General features: G+C 59.8%; 16 protein-coding genes. 2 read left to right on the top strand and 14 right to left on the bottom strand.

Going from position 1 to position 20293, the window contains the following annotated elements; genetic code table 11:
• The 6 genes from J3361_RS03920 to J3361_RS03895 all read right to left on the bottom strand — a co-directional run bounded on the left by J3361_RS03920 (position 1) and on the right by J3361_RS03895 (position 6981).
• Entirely contained in the window at positions 1-1104 is a 1104-nt protein-coding gene (locus J3361_RS03920; protein WP_207962613.1) for a YCF48-related protein, read from the bottom strand.
• A 71-nt stretch (positions 1105-1175) separates the two neighbouring features.
• The gene (locus J3361_RS03915) at positions 1176-2540 is read right to left on the bottom strand and encodes a DUF1329 domain-containing protein (protein WP_207962612.1); all 1365 of its coding nucleotides are present in this window, start codon (positions 2538-2540) and stop codon (positions 1176-1178) included.
• Positions 2541-2552: 12 nt separating this feature from the next.
• Entirely contained in the window at positions 2553-4232 is a 1680-nt protein-coding gene (locus J3361_RS03910; protein ID WP_207962611.1) for a DUF1302 domain-containing protein, read from the bottom strand.
• Between the two features lie 128 nt (positions 4233-4360).
• Positions 4361-5485: an FAD-dependent oxidoreductase gene (locus J3361_RS03905; RefSeq protein WP_207962610.1), complete on the bottom strand. Its 1125-nt coding sequence runs from the start codon at positions 5483-5485 to the stop codon at positions 4361-4363.
• A 179-nt stretch (positions 5486-5664) separates the two neighbouring features.
• Positions 5665-6027: a Rieske 2Fe-2S domain-containing protein gene (locus tag J3361_RS03900; RefSeq protein ID WP_058545230.1), complete on the bottom strand. Its 363-nt coding sequence runs from the start codon at positions 6025-6027 to the stop codon at positions 5665-5667.
• A 15-nt stretch (positions 6028-6042) separates the two neighbouring features.
• Complete coding sequence (locus J3361_RS03895; protein ID WP_207962608.1) at positions 6043-6981, bottom strand: VOC family protein; 939 nt, start codon at positions 6979-6981, stop codon at positions 6043-6045.
• A 326-nt stretch (positions 6982-7307) separates the two neighbouring features.
• Between J3361_RS03895 and J3361_RS03890 the strand changes: the two genes are divergently transcribed.
• Complete coding sequence (locus J3361_RS03890; protein ID WP_207962605.1) at positions 7308-8219, top strand: LysR family transcriptional regulator; 912 nt, start codon at positions 7308-7310, stop codon at positions 8217-8219.
• Between the two features lie 24 nt (positions 8220-8243).
• Here the strand turns inward: J3361_RS03890 and J3361_RS03885 are convergent, their stop codons facing one another.
• Positions 8244-10175 (bottom strand): methyl-accepting chemotaxis protein, encoded by a 1932-nt coding sequence (locus tag J3361_RS03885; protein ID WP_207962603.1) that lies wholly within the window; start codon positions 10173-10175, stop codon positions 8244-8246.
• A 429-nt stretch (positions 10176-10604) separates the two neighbouring features.
• Here J3361_RS03885 and J3361_RS03880 point away from each other — a divergent pair, with 429 nt between their 5' ends.
• Positions 10605-11762 (top strand): prolyl oligopeptidase family serine peptidase, encoded by a 1158-nt coding sequence (locus J3361_RS03880; protein WP_207962601.1) that lies wholly within the window; start codon positions 10605-10607, stop codon positions 11760-11762.
• A 116-nt stretch (positions 11763-11878) separates the two neighbouring features.
• On the opposite strand, the gene J3361_RS03875 is transcribed toward J3361_RS03880, so the two are convergent.
• The 7 genes from J3361_RS03875 to J3361_RS03845 form a co-directional block, all read right to left on the bottom strand.
• Positions 11879-13060, bottom strand: coding sequence for a hypothetical protein (locus J3361_RS03875; RefSeq protein ID WP_207962589.1), 1182 nt, complete (start codon positions 13058-13060; stop codon positions 11879-11881).
• A gap of 166 nt (positions 13061-13226) precedes the next feature.
• Positions 13227-14465, bottom strand: coding sequence for a serine hydrolase (locus J3361_RS03870; RefSeq protein ID WP_207962587.1), 1239 nt, complete (start codon positions 14463-14465; stop codon positions 13227-13229).
• A 6-nt stretch (positions 14466-14471) separates the two neighbouring features.
• A complete protein-coding gene (locus tag J3361_RS03865; protein ID WP_207962585.1) occupies positions 14472-15425 on the bottom strand; it encodes an oligopeptide/dipeptide ABC transporter ATP-binding protein in 954 nt (317 codons plus the stop codon).
• Between the two features lie 25 nt (positions 15426-15450).
• A complete protein-coding gene (locus tag J3361_RS03860) occupies positions 15451-16482 on the bottom strand; it encodes an ABC transporter ATP-binding protein (protein WP_207962578.1) in 1032 nt (343 codons plus the stop codon).
• On the bottom strand, positions 16482-17366 hold the full coding sequence (locus J3361_RS03855) for an ABC transporter permease (protein ID WP_207962576.1): 885 nt from the start codon (positions 17364-17366) through the stop codon (positions 16482-16484). The genes J3361_RS03860 and J3361_RS03855 overlap by 1 nt, the downstream gene beginning before the upstream one ends.
• Entirely contained in the window at positions 17363-18379 is a 1017-nt protein-coding gene (locus J3361_RS03850; RefSeq protein ID WP_207962574.1) for an ABC transporter permease, read from the bottom strand. Before J3361_RS03850 ends, J3361_RS03855 begins: the two co-directional genes overlap by 4 nt.
• A 167-nt stretch (positions 18380-18546) precedes the next feature.
• Positions 18547-20091, bottom strand: coding sequence for an ABC transporter substrate-binding protein (locus tag J3361_RS03845; RefSeq protein ID WP_207962573.1), 1545 nt, complete (start codon positions 20089-20091; stop codon positions 18547-18549).
• Between the last annotated feature and the right edge of the window lie 202 nt (positions 20092-20293).

Here is a 20293-nt window from a genome sequence, read left to right as displayed (position 1 = left end):
TCACTCCGAAGCGGCAGCGGCTGGCTGCGCAAGACGCTGCAGCCCGGTGAAACCGGCAATGATCAAGCTGCCATCGGCGGCCTCGATCACACTTGAAACAGGCTTGCCCAAGGGTTCGCCCCATGGCAGCAGCGCCGTCCCGGTCTGCTCGCTGTTGCGAAACAGCGTGCCGCCCTGGTTGACCAGCAGCAGTTGGCCGTCGGCCAAACGGGTGGCGTCGTTGAAGGAGATGGGCATGGGCACCGACAGGCGCTGGAAACTTGCGCCAGCGTCTCGGGAAACAAAGGCATTACCCTTCAGACCGGCGACCACCAGCGCGCCATCCCCGCGATTCTGCAGGGTAAAAAAACTGCCTTCGTAGGGGCTATCCAACTGATTGAACGACACTGCGTCATCGTCCGAGCGTGCCAGGTAACCCTGCTCGCCAGCCAGGAACCAGCGGGTGCCCTGATGACTGATGGCGTACAAGTGCATCCCGTTCGGGTTGGCGATATGCCCCATCAGCGATTGCCAGGTGGCTCCGCCATCGGTGGTCTGCAGCGCCAAACCGTAGGCACCGACGATCAAACCGCGGTGCGCGTCGACGAATTCCAGCGCCAGGAAAGGTTTGTCTGGACCATCTGCGACCAGACGCTCGGCATTTTGTACCCGGACCAGGGCGGCATCCGGGTCGGCAGCGGTGGCCTGGTCAGCCTTGGCGGCGTCCAGTTCCAGCTGTGCCACGCGCGCACCGTCGAGCTGCAATGTCCAGTGCTCACCACCATCCAGGGTCGCCAACACCACGCCTGCGTGGCCGACCGCCCAACCTTTTTGCGCATCCACGAACCGTACCGCCGTCAGGCTGACCGAAACCGGTACCCAGGCCTGATGCCAGCTTTGCCCGTCGTCGTCGGAGAACAGCACCAGGCCGCGCTCGCCCACGGCCACCAGACGTGCGCCGGCACGCGCCAGGTCGATCAATACGCTGTTCTGCGCAGCCGGTACCCGCATGGCCGGGGTATTGAGCGGCACGCCCACCGCAGCCGACCCGGCCAGGCACTCGCTCGTGGCGAAGGGCAAATACAAGGCCAACAGCAACACGCTCGCCTGACTGATTCTGTTCATAACCTACCTCGGACAAACACTCGTATCCCAAGGGCAGACCGACAGGCCTGCCCTTCACTCTCGGCTCAGGTCTACCGCACGCCGCGCCCCGCCATGGCTGCTGGCGAGAACTCCGAGGCCTTGTAGCGATCGACCGCGCGATACTGGTCCGGCAACCCGGCATAGAGGTTCTGGATAAACCACGCACCGGAGGTCAGGTCGTAGAAACCGGAAGACAGTTGCACCAGGCCTGGCAGGTCGGGCAGCACGGAAGGCAGCGACCAGAGGGTCTTGGCCAGTTGGCCGCTGGCATCCCAACGGTCGCCGAGCAGGGCTTGCCAGGTGTCCTCGTCGAGGTAGTAGCGGCCCTTGGGCAACTGGTGGCGCTTGCCGGCGGCCACCGTGGACTCGACCACCCAGACGCGGTGCAACTCCCAGCGCACGTAATCGGGGTTCAGATGATGCTTGCCCAGCAGGTCCTGCGGTTGGGCAGCGTTCTGCACCTTGTTGGTGTTGTAGGGGACGTAGATCTCCTGCTTGCCTACCAATTTCCAGTCGAACCGGTCCGTACGCCCGCCCCACACGCTCAACTCATCGAAGGACATGACCCCGGCGGTAGACGGCGTCGGCGTGTCGCAGCAAGCGTTGGGCAACGTGCGCACCCGGCGCTGGCCGCTCAGGTAGACATGGGCCTGGGATTTGTCGCCGTTGATGTTTTCACGCCCGAGGATCTGCTCGCCGGCACGAATCGCCGGGCCGAGATTGACAAAGTGCACCTGCCAGTAGTCGCCCGAGTAGTTTTCAGGGCCGCCCTCCTGGAAGTAGTAGGGCATTTCCTGGGTCAACAGGCCGTCGCTGGTCATCACCTGGTTGCCGTCGGCCGTCATCAGATAGTGGCGGAAATGCCCCGCTACCGAGGTGCCGCGCCAGTTCAGCACATGGTTCCAGATGGCTTCGGTACCATTCTGTGGAATCGGGAACGGAATCCCGCCATAGGCACCGTCGGGAATCAGGCCGGCGCTGCTGTCGACCAGTTTGGCGCGGGTCGCATTCTTGAACGTGTTGTCATAGACCCACTGCGGCGCGGCAGCCGTACGCCGGGTCGGATAGACGTCAATGCGATAGGTGTCCGGGAAACGCTTGAACAGTTCCTTGGTGCCGTCGCTGAGCTTGTCGGCGTACTTGGCCAGGTTCTGGGCAGTGATGCTGTACAAGGGTTTGTCCGCGGCAAACGGATCGCTGCGTTTGCCGCCCGGGACGTAGCCTGGATCAACCTTGGTGTAGCCACCGTCCCAGGCCGGAATGCTGCCATCGGCATTGCCGGCTTTCTCGGCACCGAAGGGCGTCAGGGTCTTGCCCAGCTCGGCCGCTTGTTCGGCGCTGGCGGCCAGGGCCATCGGCGCGGCGGCGGCCAGCAGGGTTAAGCACAAGGCCTTTAGAGTGAACTGAATGGTCATGCGCAAATCCTCTTAGAACGTGGTCTTGACGGAGAAAGCCAGGTAGTCCCGGTCCTTCAACGACTGCTTGTAATTGAATTGGTTGGCGGCGTTGAGGCTGGTGTCCTCGGGACCGTAGAAATGGGTGTAGGTCAGCCCCACGGTCACCTGGTCCAGGTAGGTGGCGGAGACGCCGATGTTCATGTCCCCTCCTCTATCGGGGCCGAACCCGCTGATCACCGCCGACTTGCCCATGGGGAAGTAGCTGATGCCCACCGGCACGCTGATGTCGACGCCAGGGAAAAACTGGCGATAGGTGGGCGTGTACACCAGCTTCAAGCCCAGGCCGTCATCGGTGGCGTTAGGGTCCAGGGCGGCGCGATTCCTGGTCACGGCCAGCAGGCGGTTCCAGGCGATCTCACCTACCAGGCTGGCTTCATTGGCGACGAAGGAAGGGCCCAGCGATGCCAGGACGTTGAGGTTGATGTGAGCCGTACGGCCAACGGCGTACAGGGCGTCGTCATTGTTGTCCGCGTCGACGCCCGGCAGGACGGTCTGGGCGTTGGACACCAGCGGCATGTTCCAGCGCATCGATGCTTCGCCGGCAAAGCTGTACTCGTCCACGGAAGTGGCGAAACTGGCGCCCAGGACACGGATGTCTTCCGGGTAGACCCAGGAATATTCGCCGACTTGCCCGGTACTGAAGTTCGGCCCGGTGGCATTCGGTTTCAAATACAACGAGGGCGTCTTCTCGTGATACTGCAGCGCGTACAGCCCGTAATCCGTCGTCCCGGTGTTGTACTTGAGCTGCAGGCCGCCTTGGCCGGAACTCCTGGCTTTCTTGTCCTTGCCATGGAAAAACGCGGCCGGGCTGTTGGCATTACCGCCCAGGAAATCCGGGAACGGCCCGCCGGTGATCAGCCGTTCATTGCCATCGCCGATGGTATCGCTGGTGGAGAAATAGCTACCGGCGCCCGGCAAGCGGGTGGCCTCCCATTCCAATTGATAGAAGGCGCCCAACGACACATCGTCGGTCAGTTGGTAGGCGGTCGAGAGCTGGTTGACCGGTCGGGTGATTTCCTTGAACTGAGTGTTGGGCACTGATTGCGCCTTGACCACATCCACCGGCGCCATGGCCCCGGCAATGCCGTTGCCGCCGAAGAACAGACTCTCGCCCCAGATCAGGCCGTGGCGCCCGGCACGAACCGACAACGTACGGTCGGCCAGCTCACCATTCCAGTAGACGAAGGCGTCCAGCAGTTCACCGTCACCCCCGTGCAGTTGACGGGTATCGCTGGTGAACTCGTCGAAGCCCACCGAACGCTGGTTGGCACTGGCCGCGTCGTTATTGTCGTTGCGGTCCTGGTAGACGGTGTCGTACCAAGCGGCACCGCTCACACGGGCACCGAAGTTGTGAAAGCCGATGTCCAGTTCGGAAAGAATATCCAGGCGATTGGAGATCAGCCCCTTGCCGAAGTTGTGATCGCCGTCATTCTGGTTCAACGCCGTCTGCCCCTCGCTGAGTTTGCTGCTGGGGGCCTTCAGGCGCCAGGCCGCGCTGTACTTCAGCGTGTTGTCCCAGCGCAAGCTGAGATCGGGATTGCCGGTATCGATCTGAAACGCCTGGGCAGCCGAAGCGCCAAGCCCCAGGCTGGCCGCAAGGGTCAGGGTGAAGGGGACGCGCCGCGACGCAGCGAACTTGCGAGTAGCCATCGAAGTAACCCTCTTTATTGTTGTTGTATGTCAGCTCTTCTGGTGAAACGGCGCCCGCAGTAGAACCGGGCCAAGCCTGCACAGGCATGAAGCATCCATGGGGGAGCGAATTCGGTTTTGCCGGCGCCTCAGATAGGCGCTGCCGTGACCTCGAGCATCCGCCTGACCAGGCCGATCCGGTCGAAGCTGCTGTCGTGGGCCATTTCCTTGTCACCGACCAGCACCGAGCTGTCACTGATGAATTTGCAGCGCTCATAACGGCGCGCCATGAAGCGTTGGAGCTGCTGTTCTACCCTACCGCCGCCGACCAACTCTTCGCCAAGCACGACGGCATCTTCAATGGCCATGCCGGCCCCTTGGCCCAGGTGCGGCGTCGTGGCATGCACCGCATCGCCAATCAGCACGACACGGCCGCGGTACCAGGGCTCGCGGACGAACACCACCTCCAGCGGCTTGTAGACCACCCGGCCGCTGTCGGTTATTTGCTCGCGCAGCTCGCCGATCAGCCCGCTGAAACCACTCAGGCGCTGGCGCATCTGGGCCGCCAGCGTGGCAGGCTCTAGCCTTGGATTGGCGGGCTCGTGGGAGGTCATGAACAGGTACATCTGATCCTGCCCCAGCGGCACCAGTCCGGCATTGCCGGCGGGCCCCTGGAAGGTAGCCAGATGATCGATCCCGGCGGCGCGTGGAAAGGTATAGCGCCACACCGCTTGGCCGGTGAAGCGCGGCAGGTACTGCTCGCCGAACAGCAGACCGCGCAGGTGGGAATACAGGCCATCGGCGCCGACGACCAGGTCGTAGCGACCGCGACTGGCATCGGTGAACAGCACACCAACGCCCTCGCCTACCTGCTCCAGCGACTCGACACTCAAGCCCAGACGGACCGAGACGCCAAGGGCAGCAACGGTTTCGCTGAGGACTTGATGCAGGGCCAGGCGCGAGATGCCGACGTTGGCTGGGTAGTCGGGGCCGGCCAGGCGCTGACCAGGGATCCGCGCCAGCTGCTCACCGGCGGTGGTATTGATGGTCACATCCTCGAACGCGTAGGCAGCATCCAGGTAGCCGTCCAACACATCCAACTTGGCCATCTCACGGACGACGTTGCTCTGCTGGATGATGCCAACGCCGTAGACGGTCCACTGCGTCTTGAGCTCGACAAGATCGACGACAATGCCTTTGCGACGCAAAGCGATTGCCGCACATAGACCAGCGATACCACCACCGACGATAAGCACCTTTTTCACTGCGTTCATGCTCGTCTCACTCTTATTCTTGTTATTCACGCAAGCGTTCTGCCGGAGCGATCCCAGGCTTAAGAACTCGCTGTGTTTGCACGCATTCGGTACCGCTTTGTGCCCCACTTTCTCGGCAAAGCAGGCGTTTGACTAATCGCATGTAGGGATACGATGTATCAGCTACCGCGATACCTTAATTAAGGTCCACACGCCTCCAACTGACCCGCTTCGAGCACCAGCCAATCGGCTTCTGCATGCCATTGCAGCGCACTCAGGCTTTCCCCCAGGCACGGGCCGTACACGCACAGCCCCGTGTCAGGCAGGAACCGTGCACCATGCGCATAACAGACAATCTGGCGGCCATCGACGCTGAGAAAACGGTCCTTGCGATACTCCAGGCGCACCGCCAAGTGTGGGCAACTGTTGCGATAGACGCGCACCTCTGCGTCATGGCGCAGGGCAAACACGCTGTCCTTGCCCGTACCCAGAGGATCGAACCCGCGGGCCTGCCCTTCGACCAATTCATCCAATCGACAGAGAACAATCGCGTCGTGGCTCATGGACGAAATACGCATTCAGGCCTGCTTGGGCGGCGGGCCGCTCGGGAACCACTTTTCCCGGGAAGTGAACAGGAACAATTGCGAGTTGTCCGCCGACAACGGCGCCTGGCGCGCTTGCCAGGCGTCATCGTGCTTGTCCATGTCGGCGTCGTATTCAATGTGGCAACCCAACGGGCTATTGAAGTACCAGAACCAGTTGGAACCGAAGAGATGACGGCCCGGCCCCCAGAAGCTGGTCCAGCCTTGCTCTTCGAAGCGACGTCCGGCCAGCAGTACTTCCGTGCCGCTGCCCATGTGAAAGGTGAAGTGCTCGCAACCCTTCATGTGTGGCGGCGTCTGGATCATGAACAGGCAATGATGGTCATCGGAACCGGCCGGACGCATGAACGGGCCGGCGCCGACAAAGGTGTCGGTGGTCACGAAGCCCAAGCGCTTGTAAAAAACTTCGGCCTTGGCTGCGTCCGGCACGAAATACACTACGTGGGACAGGGTCCGCGGCAAGGCCTGCATGTCGGGATTGATGCCAGGTTGGTTGACCGGGCGTTGAGGCGCATGACCCGGCGCATTGGTCAGGTCGGCTGGCGCGCTGTACGCACGCCGCACACTGATCTGGAAACCAATGGCAAAGCCCATATCGTCCACGCTGTGCACGGAGCCATCGGCACCGCGGGCCACCGGGCGGTCGCGCCCCAGTTCATCGGCGATGGCCTCAAGGTCAGCCATGCTGGCCACGCCATAGACGGTTTCACGAATCGAGGGCGCAGGCCCGATGGCCGCCGGCAGACTGGCATCGTCTGCCCGACGGATAATCACGGCGGTGCCGTCGAGGGCTTCAAAACGACCGCCCTCGCTGTCGACATCGACAGGCAGCAGGCCGTAGTCACGCAGGCAATGAGTACAGGCTTGAATGTCGTCGACGCCAAAAATAAGGGCGTCAAGGCCAATGATGTTCATTGAGTTACCACTCCATTGTAATTATTCAGCGCAGGCCAGCACCCGGCTTACGGGAGCAGTGCCAGGCGGTACGCTGCCGAGGCGGGTCTTGGAGTCGATAAAGCGTCACGGCCAACCGACTGTGAGCTGATAGTGAAGGGGTAGAAACTCACTGACTAATCGCTTGTCAGGATGCGACCTATCGGCAAACGCGATACCTGGCTGCGCAGCACAAGCGCTCTGGAAAATTGAACAGGCATCGCACGATTCGCCCACTCACGGCACTTGACGCCGCGATAGGAAGGTCGGAAGGTATTTACAAAATAAATACAAAAATCGAGACCGCCATGCGTTTTAACCACTTGGATCTCAACCTCCTGGTGGCGCTGGATGTGTTGCTGGAAGAGCAGAACATCACCCGCGCCGCCGAACGCCTGCACATGACCCAATCCGCCACCAGCGGCGTACTGGGCAGGCTGCGCCTCTACTTCGAAGATGAGCTGCTGGCGCAGGTAGGACGCAAGATGCAGCCCACGCCTTATGCCCGCGAACTGGCGGCGCCGGTGCGCCAGGTGCTGCTGACGATCCAGTCCTCGATCACCGCCAAACCGGTGTTCGACCCCGCCACCAGCAAACGCCATTTTCGCTTGATCACTTCGGACTATCTGATCAGCGTCCTGTTTGCCCGGGTGATCCAGAAAATCTCCTTGGAAGCCCCGCACATCACCTTCGAGCTGCTGGGTCCCGGCGACACGTCCACCGAGATGCTGATGCGCGGTGAAGCCGACATGATGATCGTGCCTGAGCGCTACCTCATCGATGGCCACCCATCGCAGCTTCTGTTCGAAGAAGAGCACGTTTGCGTCGTGTGGGACGGCAACACACTAGTGGGCGACAGCATCAGCCTCGATCAGTACATCGAGATGGGCCACGTCTCGGTGATTTTTGGCCGCAACCGGCAACTGAGCGTCGAAGAATGGCTGATGAGCCAGTATGGTTTCACCCGTCGCATGGAAGTGGTGACCCATGACTTCAACACTCTGCCGCAGTTGATCGTCGGTACCCAACGCGTCGCCACCATGCTCCAGCGCATGGCCAGGCTCTACGCCAACTACCTGCCGCTGCGCATCGTGCAGCCACCGGTGAAAATCCCGGTGATGCGTGAGTTCATGCTCTGGCATCGGACCATGGAGGGGGATCCGATGCACCGCTGGCTGCGGGCGAAAATCAGCCAGATCATCAACGAACTGGAGCAGTAGTAGCGGTCATTATTCGCAGGCGGATCAGGTTCGAAAGTGCCCGACGGCCGCTTTGAGCTCGCCGCCAACCCGTTGCAAGTCGGCCGTCGAGCCTTGCAGTTGCAGGCTTTCCCTGGCACTGCCCTCGGCCACTTCGCGCACCCGCGCCATACTCTGGCTGACTTGCTCGGCCACCACGCTCTGCTGTTCGGCGGCCGCGGCGATCTGTTGGTTCATCTGCTCGATGCTGGACACCGCCCGGGTGATCCGCGCCAGCGCCTGGGAGGCTTGCGCCGCAAGCACCACCGTTTCATCGCTCAGCACATGGCTGCCTTGCAAACGCTCGGCGGCGTGTTGGGTTACAGCGCTCAGACGAACGATCAACCCTTCGATTTCCGTGGTTGATCGCTGGGTACGCCGTGCCAGGCCACGCACCTCATCGGCGACCACGGCGAAGCCACGTCCCTGCTCGCCCGCCCGCGCGGCCTCGATGGCGGCATTGAGCGCCAGCAGGTTGGTCTGCTCGGCCACCGCCTTGATCACATCGAGCACACCTCCAATCGCCGCGCTCTCCACCAATAGCGACCGCATGGCTTCAGCGCAACCGCCCATTTCCACAACCAAATGGTCAATCTTGTCACTCGCCTGACGCACCAACTCATCGCCCTCACGCGCCTGTTGGTCGGCATGCGCCACCGCTTCGCTGGCTTGACCCGCGTTGCGCGCGACTTCCTGCGCTGTGGCGGCCATCTGTTGCATGGCGGTGGCGGCCAGCTCGGTTTCCTGGCGTTGGTGTTCGACACCACGGCTGTTACTCAGGGTCACTTCGGCCAGGCTGCCGGCCATGCCGTTGAGCGAGCCGACACCGCGGTCGATGCGTCCGACCAAACCGCGCAGGCTGCCCAGCATGTTGCCCACGGTGCCCAACAGTTGACCCAACTCATCACGACGACCACTGCCTGCCGGCGGATCACTCAGGTCCCCCGCCGCCACGCGTTGGACCAACTGCACAGCCTGGCGCAACGGCTGCACAATCAAGTGACGGATCAGCAGACTAGCGCCAATGCCCAAGGCGAGCGCCAGAACGGTGATCAAACCCAATTGGCGATCGGCATCGCGATTATCGTCCAGGACCGCCTGCCTTTGCTGCTCATCGGCCTGGGCCAGCAGCTGGCTGACCTGCTCGGTTTGCGCACTCATCGCCGCACTGCTTTGCGCACTTTGCTCACGGCTGTCGACGAACTCGAGGAAGGCTTTGCGGTAGTCGCCCAAGGCAGTGTTCGCCTCCTGCAGCGACGCACCTTGCTGCTCGTCAAGATCGAGCGCCTGCATGGCGGCCAGTAGGTCACTCATGCTCATTTCCCAGTCGCTGCGGTAACGCTCCTCGCCATCGAGCGAGTAGTACAGCTCGCTGTCACGCAGCTTGGCGAGCTTGTCCCGCAACGCCGTCGTCTTCTCAAGCAAAACCATCTGATCGCTGCTCGGCGGCGTCCCCTGCCCTAACCGAGCATTAAGCGCATCCAGTTGGTCGAGAAACAGCAGGGTAAAACTGTCGCCAGCCGTCTGCGCCCGTGCCTGCATGCGCAGTCGCGTTTCGCGAGCCCGACGCAACGAATCGGCATAGCCGAGGAACTGCTCCAGATAAACGCTGACGGCCGTGCGAACGGTGGCGTGCGTTGCGCTGTTGGTCGGGTGATCATCGAGTTGCTGATTCAGTTTTCCAACCGTCTCGCGGACTTGCTCCAGGCGCTGCGGGGCCAGATCCAAAGCGAACGCTTTCTCGTCGATACGCGCACGCAGGATTAGGGCCTGGATCGATGATTCCTGGCGCGATTGCTCCCCACGTTGCTGCAGCACACCCAGGGAACGAAAAGCCGTGAGCGCTACTCCCAAAGTAACCAGCAGCACCAAGCCAAAGCCCAGCAATAGCTTGGCCCCCACCGACAGATTTCCGAGAACGCGATTCAATATGAGCATGTCCAGTCCCTCGCACGGTCGTGGAAAAACAGCCTGCCCTTGGCGCACAGGCTGATCGCTGTGCCGGATCTGGACTCACTCATCTGCCGATACCTTATTCTTGTTGTTGTGTGTCCCCAAACGCCAACCGACGGCGCGGTTCAGCGCCAACTCTAGTGAGTCGGACCTCAACGACACCAATCACATCCTGCGTTATGAGCCATCGCAAAGCACGATGGCAGGTATCCGGATTTGCAGCTTGAGCGGTGCGTAGCCCCCCCTTGGACCAACGGTGCACGCGGCTCTATCTCCGTTGGCAATACCTCCCATCCCGACTCGCGATTGGCCAAACAAGGGGCCTGCCCTTAGCCTGCTTCGAACCGTCAGGTCTGGCGATCCCCGCTCCGGCCCTGGCCGCCCGCCTTTGCTTGCACAAGGACAATAACAATCATGTTTCGCTACTTCCCGACCAACTACGTGTGGAATCTATCCGTCGACCTGGCCATTGAAATGGGCGCCCGCATCGGCGAAATCGAAGAAATGTGCGCGCCGCTGCAAGAAGCCGCCAAGCAACCGGACGCCGCCGGCAGCAAGGCTTTTCGTGAGACCTGGGCGAACATGGCCGACAAACTGTGCGGCCTGGCGGAAGAAGACGAAGGCAAGGGTCGACTGTTGTCTGCCGGTGAAAAATACAACCGCGCCGCGACCTATTACCTGAGCTGCGAACGCCTGCAGGCCCATGGAGCCCCTGGCCGGACGGAGCTGTACCAGCGCTTTCTGCACACATTCCAACGCGGTATCGAACTGGCACGAGAGAACTGCGAGCGCGTGGAAATCCCTTACGAAGGCAAACACCTTTCCGGTCTGCTGGTCCGTGCCGAAGGTGTCAGCGGCCCAGCGCCGATCCTGGTTCAGGTCAATGGTCTGGATTCCACCAAAGAAATGAAATACCGCGTCGGCCTGCCCGCCTGGCTGGCCAAACGTGGCGTTTCTTCTTTAATCATCGACCAACCCGGCACCGGCGAAGCATTGCGCTTGCACAACCTGACCGCGCGCTTCGACAGCGAACATTGGGCCAGCCGCGTGGTGGATTGGCTGGAAACCCGCGACGATGTCGACGCCAAACACATTGGCCTGGAAGGCGTGTCGCTTGGCGGCTACTACTGTCCGCGCGCGGTAGCCTTCGAGCCGCGCTTCGCGTGCGGTGTCGTGTGGGGTGCCAACCATGACTGGCGCGATGTGCAGAAGCGTCGCATGGAAAAGGAAGGCAGTTTCCCGGTACCGCATTACTGGTCGCATGTGTCTTGGGTCTGGGGTGCCAAGGACACCGACGAATTCATGGCCATCGCCGAAAATGTGCATCTGGATGGCATCCTCGACCGCATCAAGGTCCCCTTCCTGGTCACCCACGGCGAAAAGGATTCGCAGATTCCCTTGAAGTGGGCCCACCGCACTTACGAACAGTTGGTCAACAGCCCAAAACGCGAACTGAAAGTCTTCACCGATCGCGAGGGTGGCGTACAGCACTCGAGCTTCGATAACAGTATCAATGCCGGCCAGTACATCGCCGACTGGGTGGCTGAGGTACTTGGCGGGCGTACTGCATAACGGGCGTGAAGTTGGAGATATTGGCGATTGGGCTCGCTCCCGCAGTTTATGCGCCAGGCCTGTGGGAGCGAGCATGCTCGCGACAAAACTTTAGGGCTGTTGCCCAAAAATCCGGATCAGAAGTAATACCCAATATTCATGTACAGCTGGTTTTCCCACCGATCACTACCCCCTGCCCCCAGACTTTGCGTGAGGCTGCTGCCACCGATCACGGGATCATTCTTGCCGTACAACCATTCCGTGGCGATCCACAGTTTGCTGAGGGAGAACGAGGTTCCGAAAATCATCCGTTGCGAGGTCTTGAAATCGTCTGCGGATTTATCGAAGGCGCTGTAGTTGGCGTACAGTTGTACACCGCTGATCTGATCGAACAGGTACTTGCCGCCAACGTCGTAGCTCACATCCGCCACGTACAAGTTGCCGCGACTGGCGACGTTGTAAGTGGCGTCGTAACCGCCGAAAGTCACCAGTTCATCAGTGCCGGGGTTGCGCGGGGACATCTGCTGTCGCGCAGCTTGCAGTTGCACGCCCCATGGTCCGTTTTTACCGATGTAGTGCACCGCCACGGCATTGCGCCGGCCGTCGTTGTTGGTGTCGCGGTTCTCCAGGGATGAGGTAAGGCCAGAAACCCCGACTTCGGACTTCCACGGCCCCAGCTCCAGCGCCTTGGCCACCCGCAGCACCACGGTGTCGCGTTCCTGGTTGTTGCTGCCGTCGATGACATAGCTGTCCGCTTCAGACACGACACTGGAATAGGTTTCACCCTTACTCGTACCTTTGCCCTGCGAGGCCGGGCGAAGGTAGTACCCAGCCTGGATGTTCCAGTCACCGCTTTGCTGGATGTACTTGGCGCCCAGTTCTTCCACGTCTTCCAGCCCCACGACGTTGCCCAGGGTTTGATAAAACGTGCTGCCGAAGTACGGCTGCAAACCGAACGGTACTTGGTTCAGGCCAACCTGGATTTGCTGGTCAGGGTTGAACTTGTAGCCGATCCAGGCGAACTCGGCGAACTGGACGTCACCGACGTTTTCAGTGTACTGGTAAGGGTAGGCTCGGCCGTAGAAACGGTACTTGGCCTGGCCGATCCAAGTGTCGGAGTTGTACTTGGCGGAGAGGATCACGGTATCGAAGTTGAACTTCTGGATGTCGCGATCCGGGTCATAGTCCCAACGCGCCCGGACGGCGCCGCCAAGATTGAGATTGTCAGTAACCTGTATTGCCATCGCAGGCGTGGAGAGCGCGTACGACAGCGCCAGCGGGATCAGTGAGCGCAAGGCCCGGGTGGTGTTCAAGTTCATGGTCGCTCCGTCTTTAAGTTTTATTTTTGGCAACAACCATCCCGGCCACGGCAAAGCGCGGTCTGGATGAAATAGGTACGGCCCGCCGAGACTGAGGTTGGAACAGCGTCCAGGTGCTAGCGGGCTAAACGGTGTTTGAGAAGCCGCGGTCGTTCAAACTTCTGCGTCAGTGGCGTTGAAGTTCTTCAACCACAGCGGCACAAGCGCGGAAGGTGTCCAACGTCCACGCTGGGTTGATAAAGTCCGGCCAACTGGAAAGTTTTACGATCGCCACTTCAGCAGCTGGGTCCCAAAAGATACTTTGCCCAAATACTCCGCGCGCCGAGTAGGTGCCCTGTTCACTGTCCAATACCCAGCACTGATTGCTGTAAGCCGCGGTCGGATAGTGCTTGGTGTAATAGCCATAGAGGACTTCAAAGGCAGGGGTGGAACCACGTCCGCATGCACGCACAAACGTCTCTGGGACAATCTGCTGGCTGTTGAAATGTCCACCCTGCAAATACATCTGGGCAAAACGCCCGAGATCACGCAGCGTGGCGCTCATCCCGCCATCGGCCAATGCAGTGCCAACGCAATCGAGAGTGATATTAGCGTCTTGTTCTGCCCCTAGTCTTGACCAGATCTCCCGACTCAACAAAACGGGGAGCCGCTCGCCGCAGGCCCGCTCACAGACCCAGGCCAACATGTCGGTATCCACCGAGCGATACTCGAAGAACTGACCATGCTCACGGTCTTTACTCAGCGATTTCAATAAACCGTAAATGCTGTCAGGAGAGTCTCGCTCTCCCCGTTCACGCCAACCCGAGGCGATATCCAACTGGATGAATTCAGCATCCGGATCGGTGTAATCCTCCCTGAATCTGACGCCCGTGCGCATATCCAGCAGATCCTGTACCCGGGCGTCGCCGTAGCCGCTTGCTGACAGCTCGGGCACATAGTGGCTGACATGCGCTTGGGGATCGATTCTGCCCTGACCTATCAACCGACCGACCAGGCTGCCGATGACGGTCTTGGAGACCGATTGCAGCAGATGCAACGTGTGCGGCTGCATGCCGTTGAAATACTGCTCGGACACCACCTTGCCTTGATGAAGTACCAGAAAACCATCGGTGTAGCTATCGGTCAGGAAGGTCGCCAGATCGGTTTGCCCGCCGTCGACCCGCTGGAAACATACATCGTCCAATGAGCGCTCGTTGCGCTTGAATTCGCTGACTGGCCCGGCACCGCGATGAATAGCGGCCACTGGAAACAGCTGGCTCATGTGCTGGAACGACCAGCGGTTATAGGGCGGGCTGTCCCAGTTGTGCAGGCCAATCTGCTTCTCCCGGGACGGCGGATAGCCCTGCATCAGCCTTAAATCCTGGTGGCCAATGCCTGGAGCGGTCATGTCGTTTTTATTGTACATAGGGGTTCAGCTCTCATCGTTCAGAGGGTGGTGGCAAGAAAAGCGGTGGCCTTGGTCCTGGGTCTCGGTTGGCACCTCTCGGCGACAACGATCGCTGGCCCTCGGGCAACGGGGCGCGAAATGGCACCCGGTAGGCCTGTTCAAGGGGCTGGGGATCTCGCCACTGAGGATTTGCAATTGATCACGGCGTTCAGGGTCGATGGAGGGCACTGAATTAAGCAATGCCCGGGTGTAGGGATGACGCGGTCGACCGAACACCTGCTCCACAGGCCCGGCCTCGACGATGCGCCCCAAGTACATCACCAGCACCTGCTGCGCCAGGTACTCGACCGTCGCAAGGTCGTGGCTGATGAACAGATAACTCAGGCCATTGTCGGTCTGCAGCGTCTTGAGCAATTGCAGCACTTGGGCCTGGACCGATACATCGAGCGCCGCCGTAGGCTCATCGAGGATCAGCAGTTTTGATTCCAGCGCCAGGGCCCGGGCGATAGCGATACGCTGCAACTGGCCACCGGAGAATTCATGGGGATAGCGCTCCATGTGCTCCTCACCCATCCCCACATTTCCCAACAGCGAAAGAATGCGCGCGTGCAAGGCGCTGCCGCGCAAACCAAAGGCAACCTTCAGCGGCTCGGCAACAATCGCCTTGATGGTCATTTTCGGATTCAGCGAGGCGTAGGGATTCTGGAACACCATGCTCAAGCTCCTGCCTCGCGCCCTGGCATCAGTGGGCAGCGGCCGACCTTCGACCAGAATTTGCCCACTGTCGGCTGGCAGCAGACCGAGTAAAGTCGCGGCAACCGTACTTTTGCCACAACCGGACTCCCCCACCAGCGCGACCGTCTCACCGGCCTGCACCTCCAGGCTGATATGGTCGATGGCGGTCACCAGACCGTCGCGGCTAGCGTAGGTCTTTTGCAACTGAGTGACGCTCAGCAATGGCTGTTTGTTGTTATTCATAGCCGTTTACCTTTCAAAAGAAGCCTCACACCTTGACCAACGTGTTGTGGCAAGCCGCCCAGTGTTCCTCGCCGATCTCCACCCTCGGCGCAGCCTGGACGCATCGCCCGGTGGCGCGTTCACAACGCGGGTTGAAGGCACAGCCAGGCGGGGGAGCCGCCATGTTCGGCACCTGCCCAGGGATGAAGCCCAAGGGCTGAGACCCCTGCCCCAACTTTGGCACGGTGCCCATCAATTTCAGGGTGTAAGGGTGCGCAGGTCGCTTGAATACTTCGCCCACCGGACCGCTCTCCACCACTTCGCCGGCATACATCACCGCTACTCGATCACAGAGCGAAGCCACCACCCCAAGGTTGTGCGTGATAAACAGAATCGCCAGGTCCTGCTCCCGCGCCAGCTTGCGCAGCAGGGCGATGATTTGAGCCTGCACGGTGACGTCCAGCGCCGTGGTCGGCTCATCGGCGATCAGCAGTTTCGGCCGGCAGGCCAGCGCCATGGCAATCACCACTCGTTGCAACTGGCCGCCGGACATCTGGTGCGGATACTTGCCTAGCGCCAGATAAGGATCGGGCATGCTCACCGCCTCCAGCGAGCTCAGCGCCTCGGCGCGAATCTGGGCCTTGCTCAGTTGCCGATGGCAGCCGATGACATCGAACATCTGCCGGCCAACCGTGAAGAACGGGTTCAACGCCTTCATCGGATTCTGGAAGATCATCGCAGCGCCACCGCCGCGCAAATCCGCCAACTGCGATGCCGACGCACCGTTGACCTGCTGTCCGGCGACCTTGACACTGCCGCCCAGCCGAGCGGCGTCAGGCATCAATCCAAGGCAGGACATGGCCGTCATTGACTTGCCCGAGCCCGACTCCCCGACCAATCCAAGTATCTCGCCGCGCCTTACCTTGAGGTCGATGCCGCGTACGGCCTTTACGGTCTTGAACAAACCAGGGAAGGACACCGTCAGCCCTTCCACTTCCAGCACCAATTCTTGAGCTGCGTCGTTATTCGAAGCGGCGAGATGCTCGGGAGGAGACGGTTGCAAGGATTCGTTGATCATCAGCGCGTCCCCTTCTTTGGATCGAGCACATCGCGCAGCCCGTCACCCACCAGGTTGACGGCCAGTACCAGGACAAAAATCGCGACGCCGGGAAACAGCACCGTCCAGGGGTTTTCGAGCAATTGCGAGCGCGACGCCGCAGCCATCAGCCCCCATTCGACCATGGGCGGCTTGGCCCCCAGTCCGATAAAGCTCAGCGAGGCAGCGGCGAGAATGGTGTAGCCAAAGTCCATGGAGCCCTGCACGATCACGGGCGTGGTGGCATTGGGCAGGACATGACGAAGCAAGATACGGAAATGACTCACACCCATGGAACGAGCGGCATGGATATAGGTTTCTGAACGAACCCGAACTACCGCACCACGCATGATCCTCGCGTACCAAGGGAACCAGGAGATTGCGAGCGCTAACATGGCGTTGGCCAATCCCGATCCCAGCGCAGCGGTGATAGCAATTGGCAGCAGCAGCGGTGGAAAGGCCAGGAACACGTCCGAGACACGCATCAGTAGCGTATCAATTCGACCACCGAAGTAACCGGAAACAAGCCCAATCGGAATCCCGATCAGCATCGCGATCAGCGTCACGCTCACGCCGATGATCAGTGAGGTGCGTGCGCCATAAAGCACCCGTGAAAGAATGTCGCGACCAAACTCGTCGGTGCCCATCCAGTGCGCCCAGTTGGGTGCCATTAATTTTTGGGAAAAGACAATCTTGTTCGGTTCATAAGGCGCAAGCCAGGGTGCGAAGATGGCCGCCAGGATGATCAGCAGCAATAACAGCGCGCCAAATACAAACAACTTGTTATCGCAGGAAAAAGCCAGGGCCTTGATGCGCCATGAGGGGGCCCGCGAGGGCATGGACAGGGATACGTCTTGGATACTCATTGGACTCGCAACCTCGGATCAACAAGGTGATACAAGAGATCAACAATCAGGTTGATCGACAGATACGTCGTGGCCAGCACCAAGGTGGCCCCCATCACAGCGGGGAAATCATTCTGGGCAATCGAAAACACCACGAAACCGCCCAGGCCGGGCCAATCGAAAACGAACTCGACAACGACTGCACCGCCGAGCAGGTAACCGAAAGTCAGGCCCACCACTGTCAGGAGCGGAATCATTGTTGCCTTCAGGGCATAGGCGTAATGGATACGCCACTTGGGTACGCCGTAAGAAACGGCTGTACGGATGTACTCCTCGGAGAGCACCTCGACCATCATGTTGCGGGTGATCCGGGTGACAGTGGCCAAGGTCACGACGACCAGGGTGAGCACAGGGAGCGTCAGGTGTTTGATGGCACTCCACAGGGCTACGAAATTACCGGCCAGGAGCGTGTCGATCAGGTAAAAACCAGTCACACGCTCGAAGGGGCTATCGAGAAGAATCGAAGCATCGATACGTCCCTGCAGGGGGAGCCAGTTGAGCTTGCCGTAGAACAGCAACTGCAAGCCCATGGCCAGGATGAAAACGGGAAATGCCGTCCCGGCAATGGACCCCGCTCGTGCCACGTTGTCGACCACTGAATTCTGCCGCGCCGCCGAGATGACGCCGATCGGCACCCCGAGCAGCACCACCCAGAACATTGCCAGGAATGTCAGTTCAAACGTCGCGCCTACTCGCCTGATGACCTCCTCCGTCACCGGCCGCCCGGTGCGCAAACTGGTGCCAAAATCACCCTGGAGAAGATCGCCGATGTAATTGAAGTATTGGATCGGCAGAGGTTTATCCAACCCCAGTTTTTCCCGCGCGACGGCAATCTGCTCCGCCGTGGGGTGGTTACCCAACATCATCTCTACCGGGGATCCCGGAAGAGCTCGGCTCAGAACGAAGGTGATGGTCAACACGCCCAGAAGAATGAAGAACATCACTATCAATCGCTGGGCTATATACTTCGCCATTTAGACTACCTTTTGTGGCTAATAAACTTGGCCCTGACTTCTTACGCTCGGCACAAAGCCCTCAAAAGAAATTAGCGCTTGAGGAATAACCGGGCGAATCAACCGACTGTCGGTCTACAAGTCAAATCAGGCCTACACCTGCAACTTCGTCGCAAACAAATCGGCATTCAGCGATTCAAGTTGTAATAGAGAATTGCCTCGTAAGCCGGGTTGAGGCTCTTTTCCATACCCTTGATATTTTTGCGGGAAACACGTACCTGCTGCACGTCTGCGTACCAGATCGCAGGAGCGTCCCTGACCAGTAGCTGCTGGGCCTGCTGGTACTTTTCAGCGGACTGAGCCCGATCACTGCCTTCTAGCGCCACCGCCTCTTCGATCAACTGATCGAAGCTTGGGTTGCTGTAGTGAGACAGATTGAATAGCGTGGGTTTCTCTGAATGAAACTCACTGAATAGCCAGTCGCTGGGCGTCGGATACGTGGGCCACCAGGCCATGGATTGCAAGTTGGGGGCGGTGTCCAGCTTCTTGGCCTTATCCCAGATGACACCCCACTCGCCAGGGCGTAACTCCACTTCTACGCCAACCTGAGACGCCGTTGCCTGGAACAATTCAGCAGCATGCGCATAGACACCACTGATGTACTGCATCGAGACCTTCCAGTCTTGCTTAGGTACGCCGGAGGCTTCCAATAATTGTCGGGCTTTATCCAGATTGTAAGAAGCCATAGGCACGCTGGCATGCCCCCAGATACTGGTGGGTAAAGGCCCCTTGGACACACTGCCGTAGCCGTGCAAAATATCGTTGGTGACACCTTCATAGTCCCAGAGGTACTGCAGAGCCTGACGAAATGCCAAGTTATCCGTAGGGTATTTCTGGGTATTGATCAAGAACTGGAAGTTTTTCCACGAAGGCGCGGTGCTCACCTTGATGGACGGGTTCTCCCCCAACACCTTGAGCTGATCAAGAGGAATATCCCAGGCGACGCCGGCCTCGCCATTCTTGATCATCTGGGTACGGGTGGCGGCTTCGGACACGACCTTCACGATGACCCGATCAAATTGCCCTTCTTTCCAGCCGCCCCAGTAGCCATCAAAACGCTCGAGCACCACCTGCTGGCCCTGTTCGACCTGCCCAAGCTTATAGGGGCCGGTACCGATAGCGTTGGGAGCCATCATCCAGTCATGCCCTTTATCCACCGCTGCCGGGGCAATGATGTAAGCAGCATATTGGCCCGCCGCGATCAGGTTGGCTGGGGTGGGATTCTGGAACTTAAGCACTACCGTGTCGTCAGCGAGGACTTCAATGGAATCCAGCGCTTTCCATACATACGCAGCGCCTTGCTTTAGCGCTTTGACGTAGTCGATGGATTTTTTGACCGCCGCGGCGTTGAATGGCGAACCGTCATGAAATTTAACGCCGTGTCGCAGCTTGAAGGTCCAGGTCTTGCCGTTGTCGCTGCTTTCCCAGGACGTGGCGAGCCCAGGGGAGAATTCCTCGGCACTGCCGGGCGCGTTATAGACGAGAAGTGTCTCGTAGATATTGCCCAACACTCTCACCTCTTCTGAAAAGGCCGAGGCTGGGTCCCAATCCTTGAAAGAGGCTCGATCAGCGACAACCAAGGTATTGTTTGCCGCACATACCAAGCCACTGGTCAACGACGCAGAAACAGAGAGCGCCATCAACCCTGCCATCAAGGTTCTTTTGAAGTTCATCGGTGTTCCTCTTATTTTTATGATGGGCGCAGCGGGTCACTTGCACGAGCAGGCGTTAATCCAACTGAAATGAACGACGTGATTGGCCGTTCGTGAAATTGCCTGTTGAGCGGTGTGGCCCATTATTGATCTGCCACACCGCCAGCTCAATTTCGCGAGCGCTAAGAAAAAAACACCAGATGACGCTTGAAAGCGTCACCTA

The sequence above is a fragment of the Pseudomonas sp. OA65 genome, assembly GCF_017498305.1.
GTDB classification, from domain to species: Bacteria; Pseudomonadota; Gammaproteobacteria; order Pseudomonadales; family Pseudomonadaceae; genus Aquipseudomonas; species Aquipseudomonas zanjanensis.
The sequence above is the reverse complement of the archived record's forward strand: the minus strand, read 5'-3'. Positions and strand labels throughout refer to the sequence as shown.

What these genes read in the sequence shown, in the direction of transcription:
- J3361_RS03920 (WP_207962613.1), bottom strand. Translation starts at nt 1,104, where the DNA reads ATGAACAGAATCAGTCAGGCGAGCGTGTTGCTGTTGGCCTTGTATTTG.
- J3361_RS03915 (WP_207962612.1), bottom strand. Translation starts at nt 2,540, where the DNA reads ATGACCATTCAGTTCACTCTAAAGGCCTTGTGCTTAACCCTGCTGGCC.
- J3361_RS03910 (WP_207962611.1), bottom strand. Translation starts at nt 4,232, where the DNA reads ATGGCTACTCGCAAGTTCGCTGCGTCGCGGCGCGTCCCCTTCACCCTG.
- J3361_RS03905 (WP_207962610.1), bottom strand. Translation starts at nt 5,485, where the DNA reads ATGAACGCAGTGAAAAAGGTGCTTATCGTCGGTGGTGGTATCGCTGGT.
- J3361_RS03900 (WP_058545230.1), bottom strand. Translation starts at nt 6,027, where the DNA reads ATGAGCCACGACGCGATTGTTCTCTGTCGATTGGATGAATTGGTCGAA.
- J3361_RS03895 (WP_207962608.1), bottom strand. Translation starts at nt 6,981, where the DNA reads ATGAACATCATTGGCCTTGACGCCCTTATTTTTGGCGTCGACGACATT.
- J3361_RS03890 (WP_207962605.1), top strand. Translation starts at nt 7,308, where the DNA reads ATGCGTTTTAACCACTTGGATCTCAACCTCCTGGTGGCGCTGGATGTG.
- J3361_RS03885 (WP_207962603.1), bottom strand. Translation starts at nt 10,175, where the DNA reads ATGCTCATATTGAATCGCGTTCTCGGAAATCTGTCGGTGGGGGCCAAG.
- J3361_RS03880 (WP_207962601.1), top strand. Translation starts at nt 10,605, where the DNA reads ATGTTTCGCTACTTCCCGACCAACTACGTGTGGAATCTATCCGTCGAC.
- J3361_RS03875 (WP_207962589.1), bottom strand. Translation starts at nt 13,060, where the DNA reads ATGAACTTGAACACCACCCGGGCCTTGCGCTCACTGATCCCGCTGGCG.
- J3361_RS03870 (WP_207962587.1), bottom strand. Translation starts at nt 14,465, where the DNA reads ATGTACAATAAAAACGACATGACCGCTCCAGGCATTGGCCACCAGGAT.
- J3361_RS03865 (WP_207962585.1), bottom strand. Translation starts at nt 15,425, where the DNA reads ATGAATAACAACAAACAGCCATTGCTGAGCGTCACTCAGTTGCAAAAG.
- J3361_RS03860 (WP_207962578.1), bottom strand. Translation starts at nt 16,482, where the DNA reads ATGATCAACGAATCCTTGCAACCGTCTCCTCCCGAGCATCTCGCCGCT.
- J3361_RS03855 (WP_207962576.1), bottom strand. Translation starts at nt 17,366, where the DNA reads ATGAGTATCCAAGACGTATCCCTGTCCATGCCCTCGCGGGCCCCCTCA.
- J3361_RS03850 (WP_207962574.1), bottom strand. Translation starts at nt 18,379, where the DNA reads ATGGCGAAGTATATAGCCCAGCGATTGATAGTGATGTTCTTCATTCTT.
- J3361_RS03845 (WP_207962573.1), bottom strand. Translation starts at nt 20,091, where the DNA reads ATGAACTTCAAAAGAACCTTGATGGCAGGGTTGATGGCGCTCTCTGTT.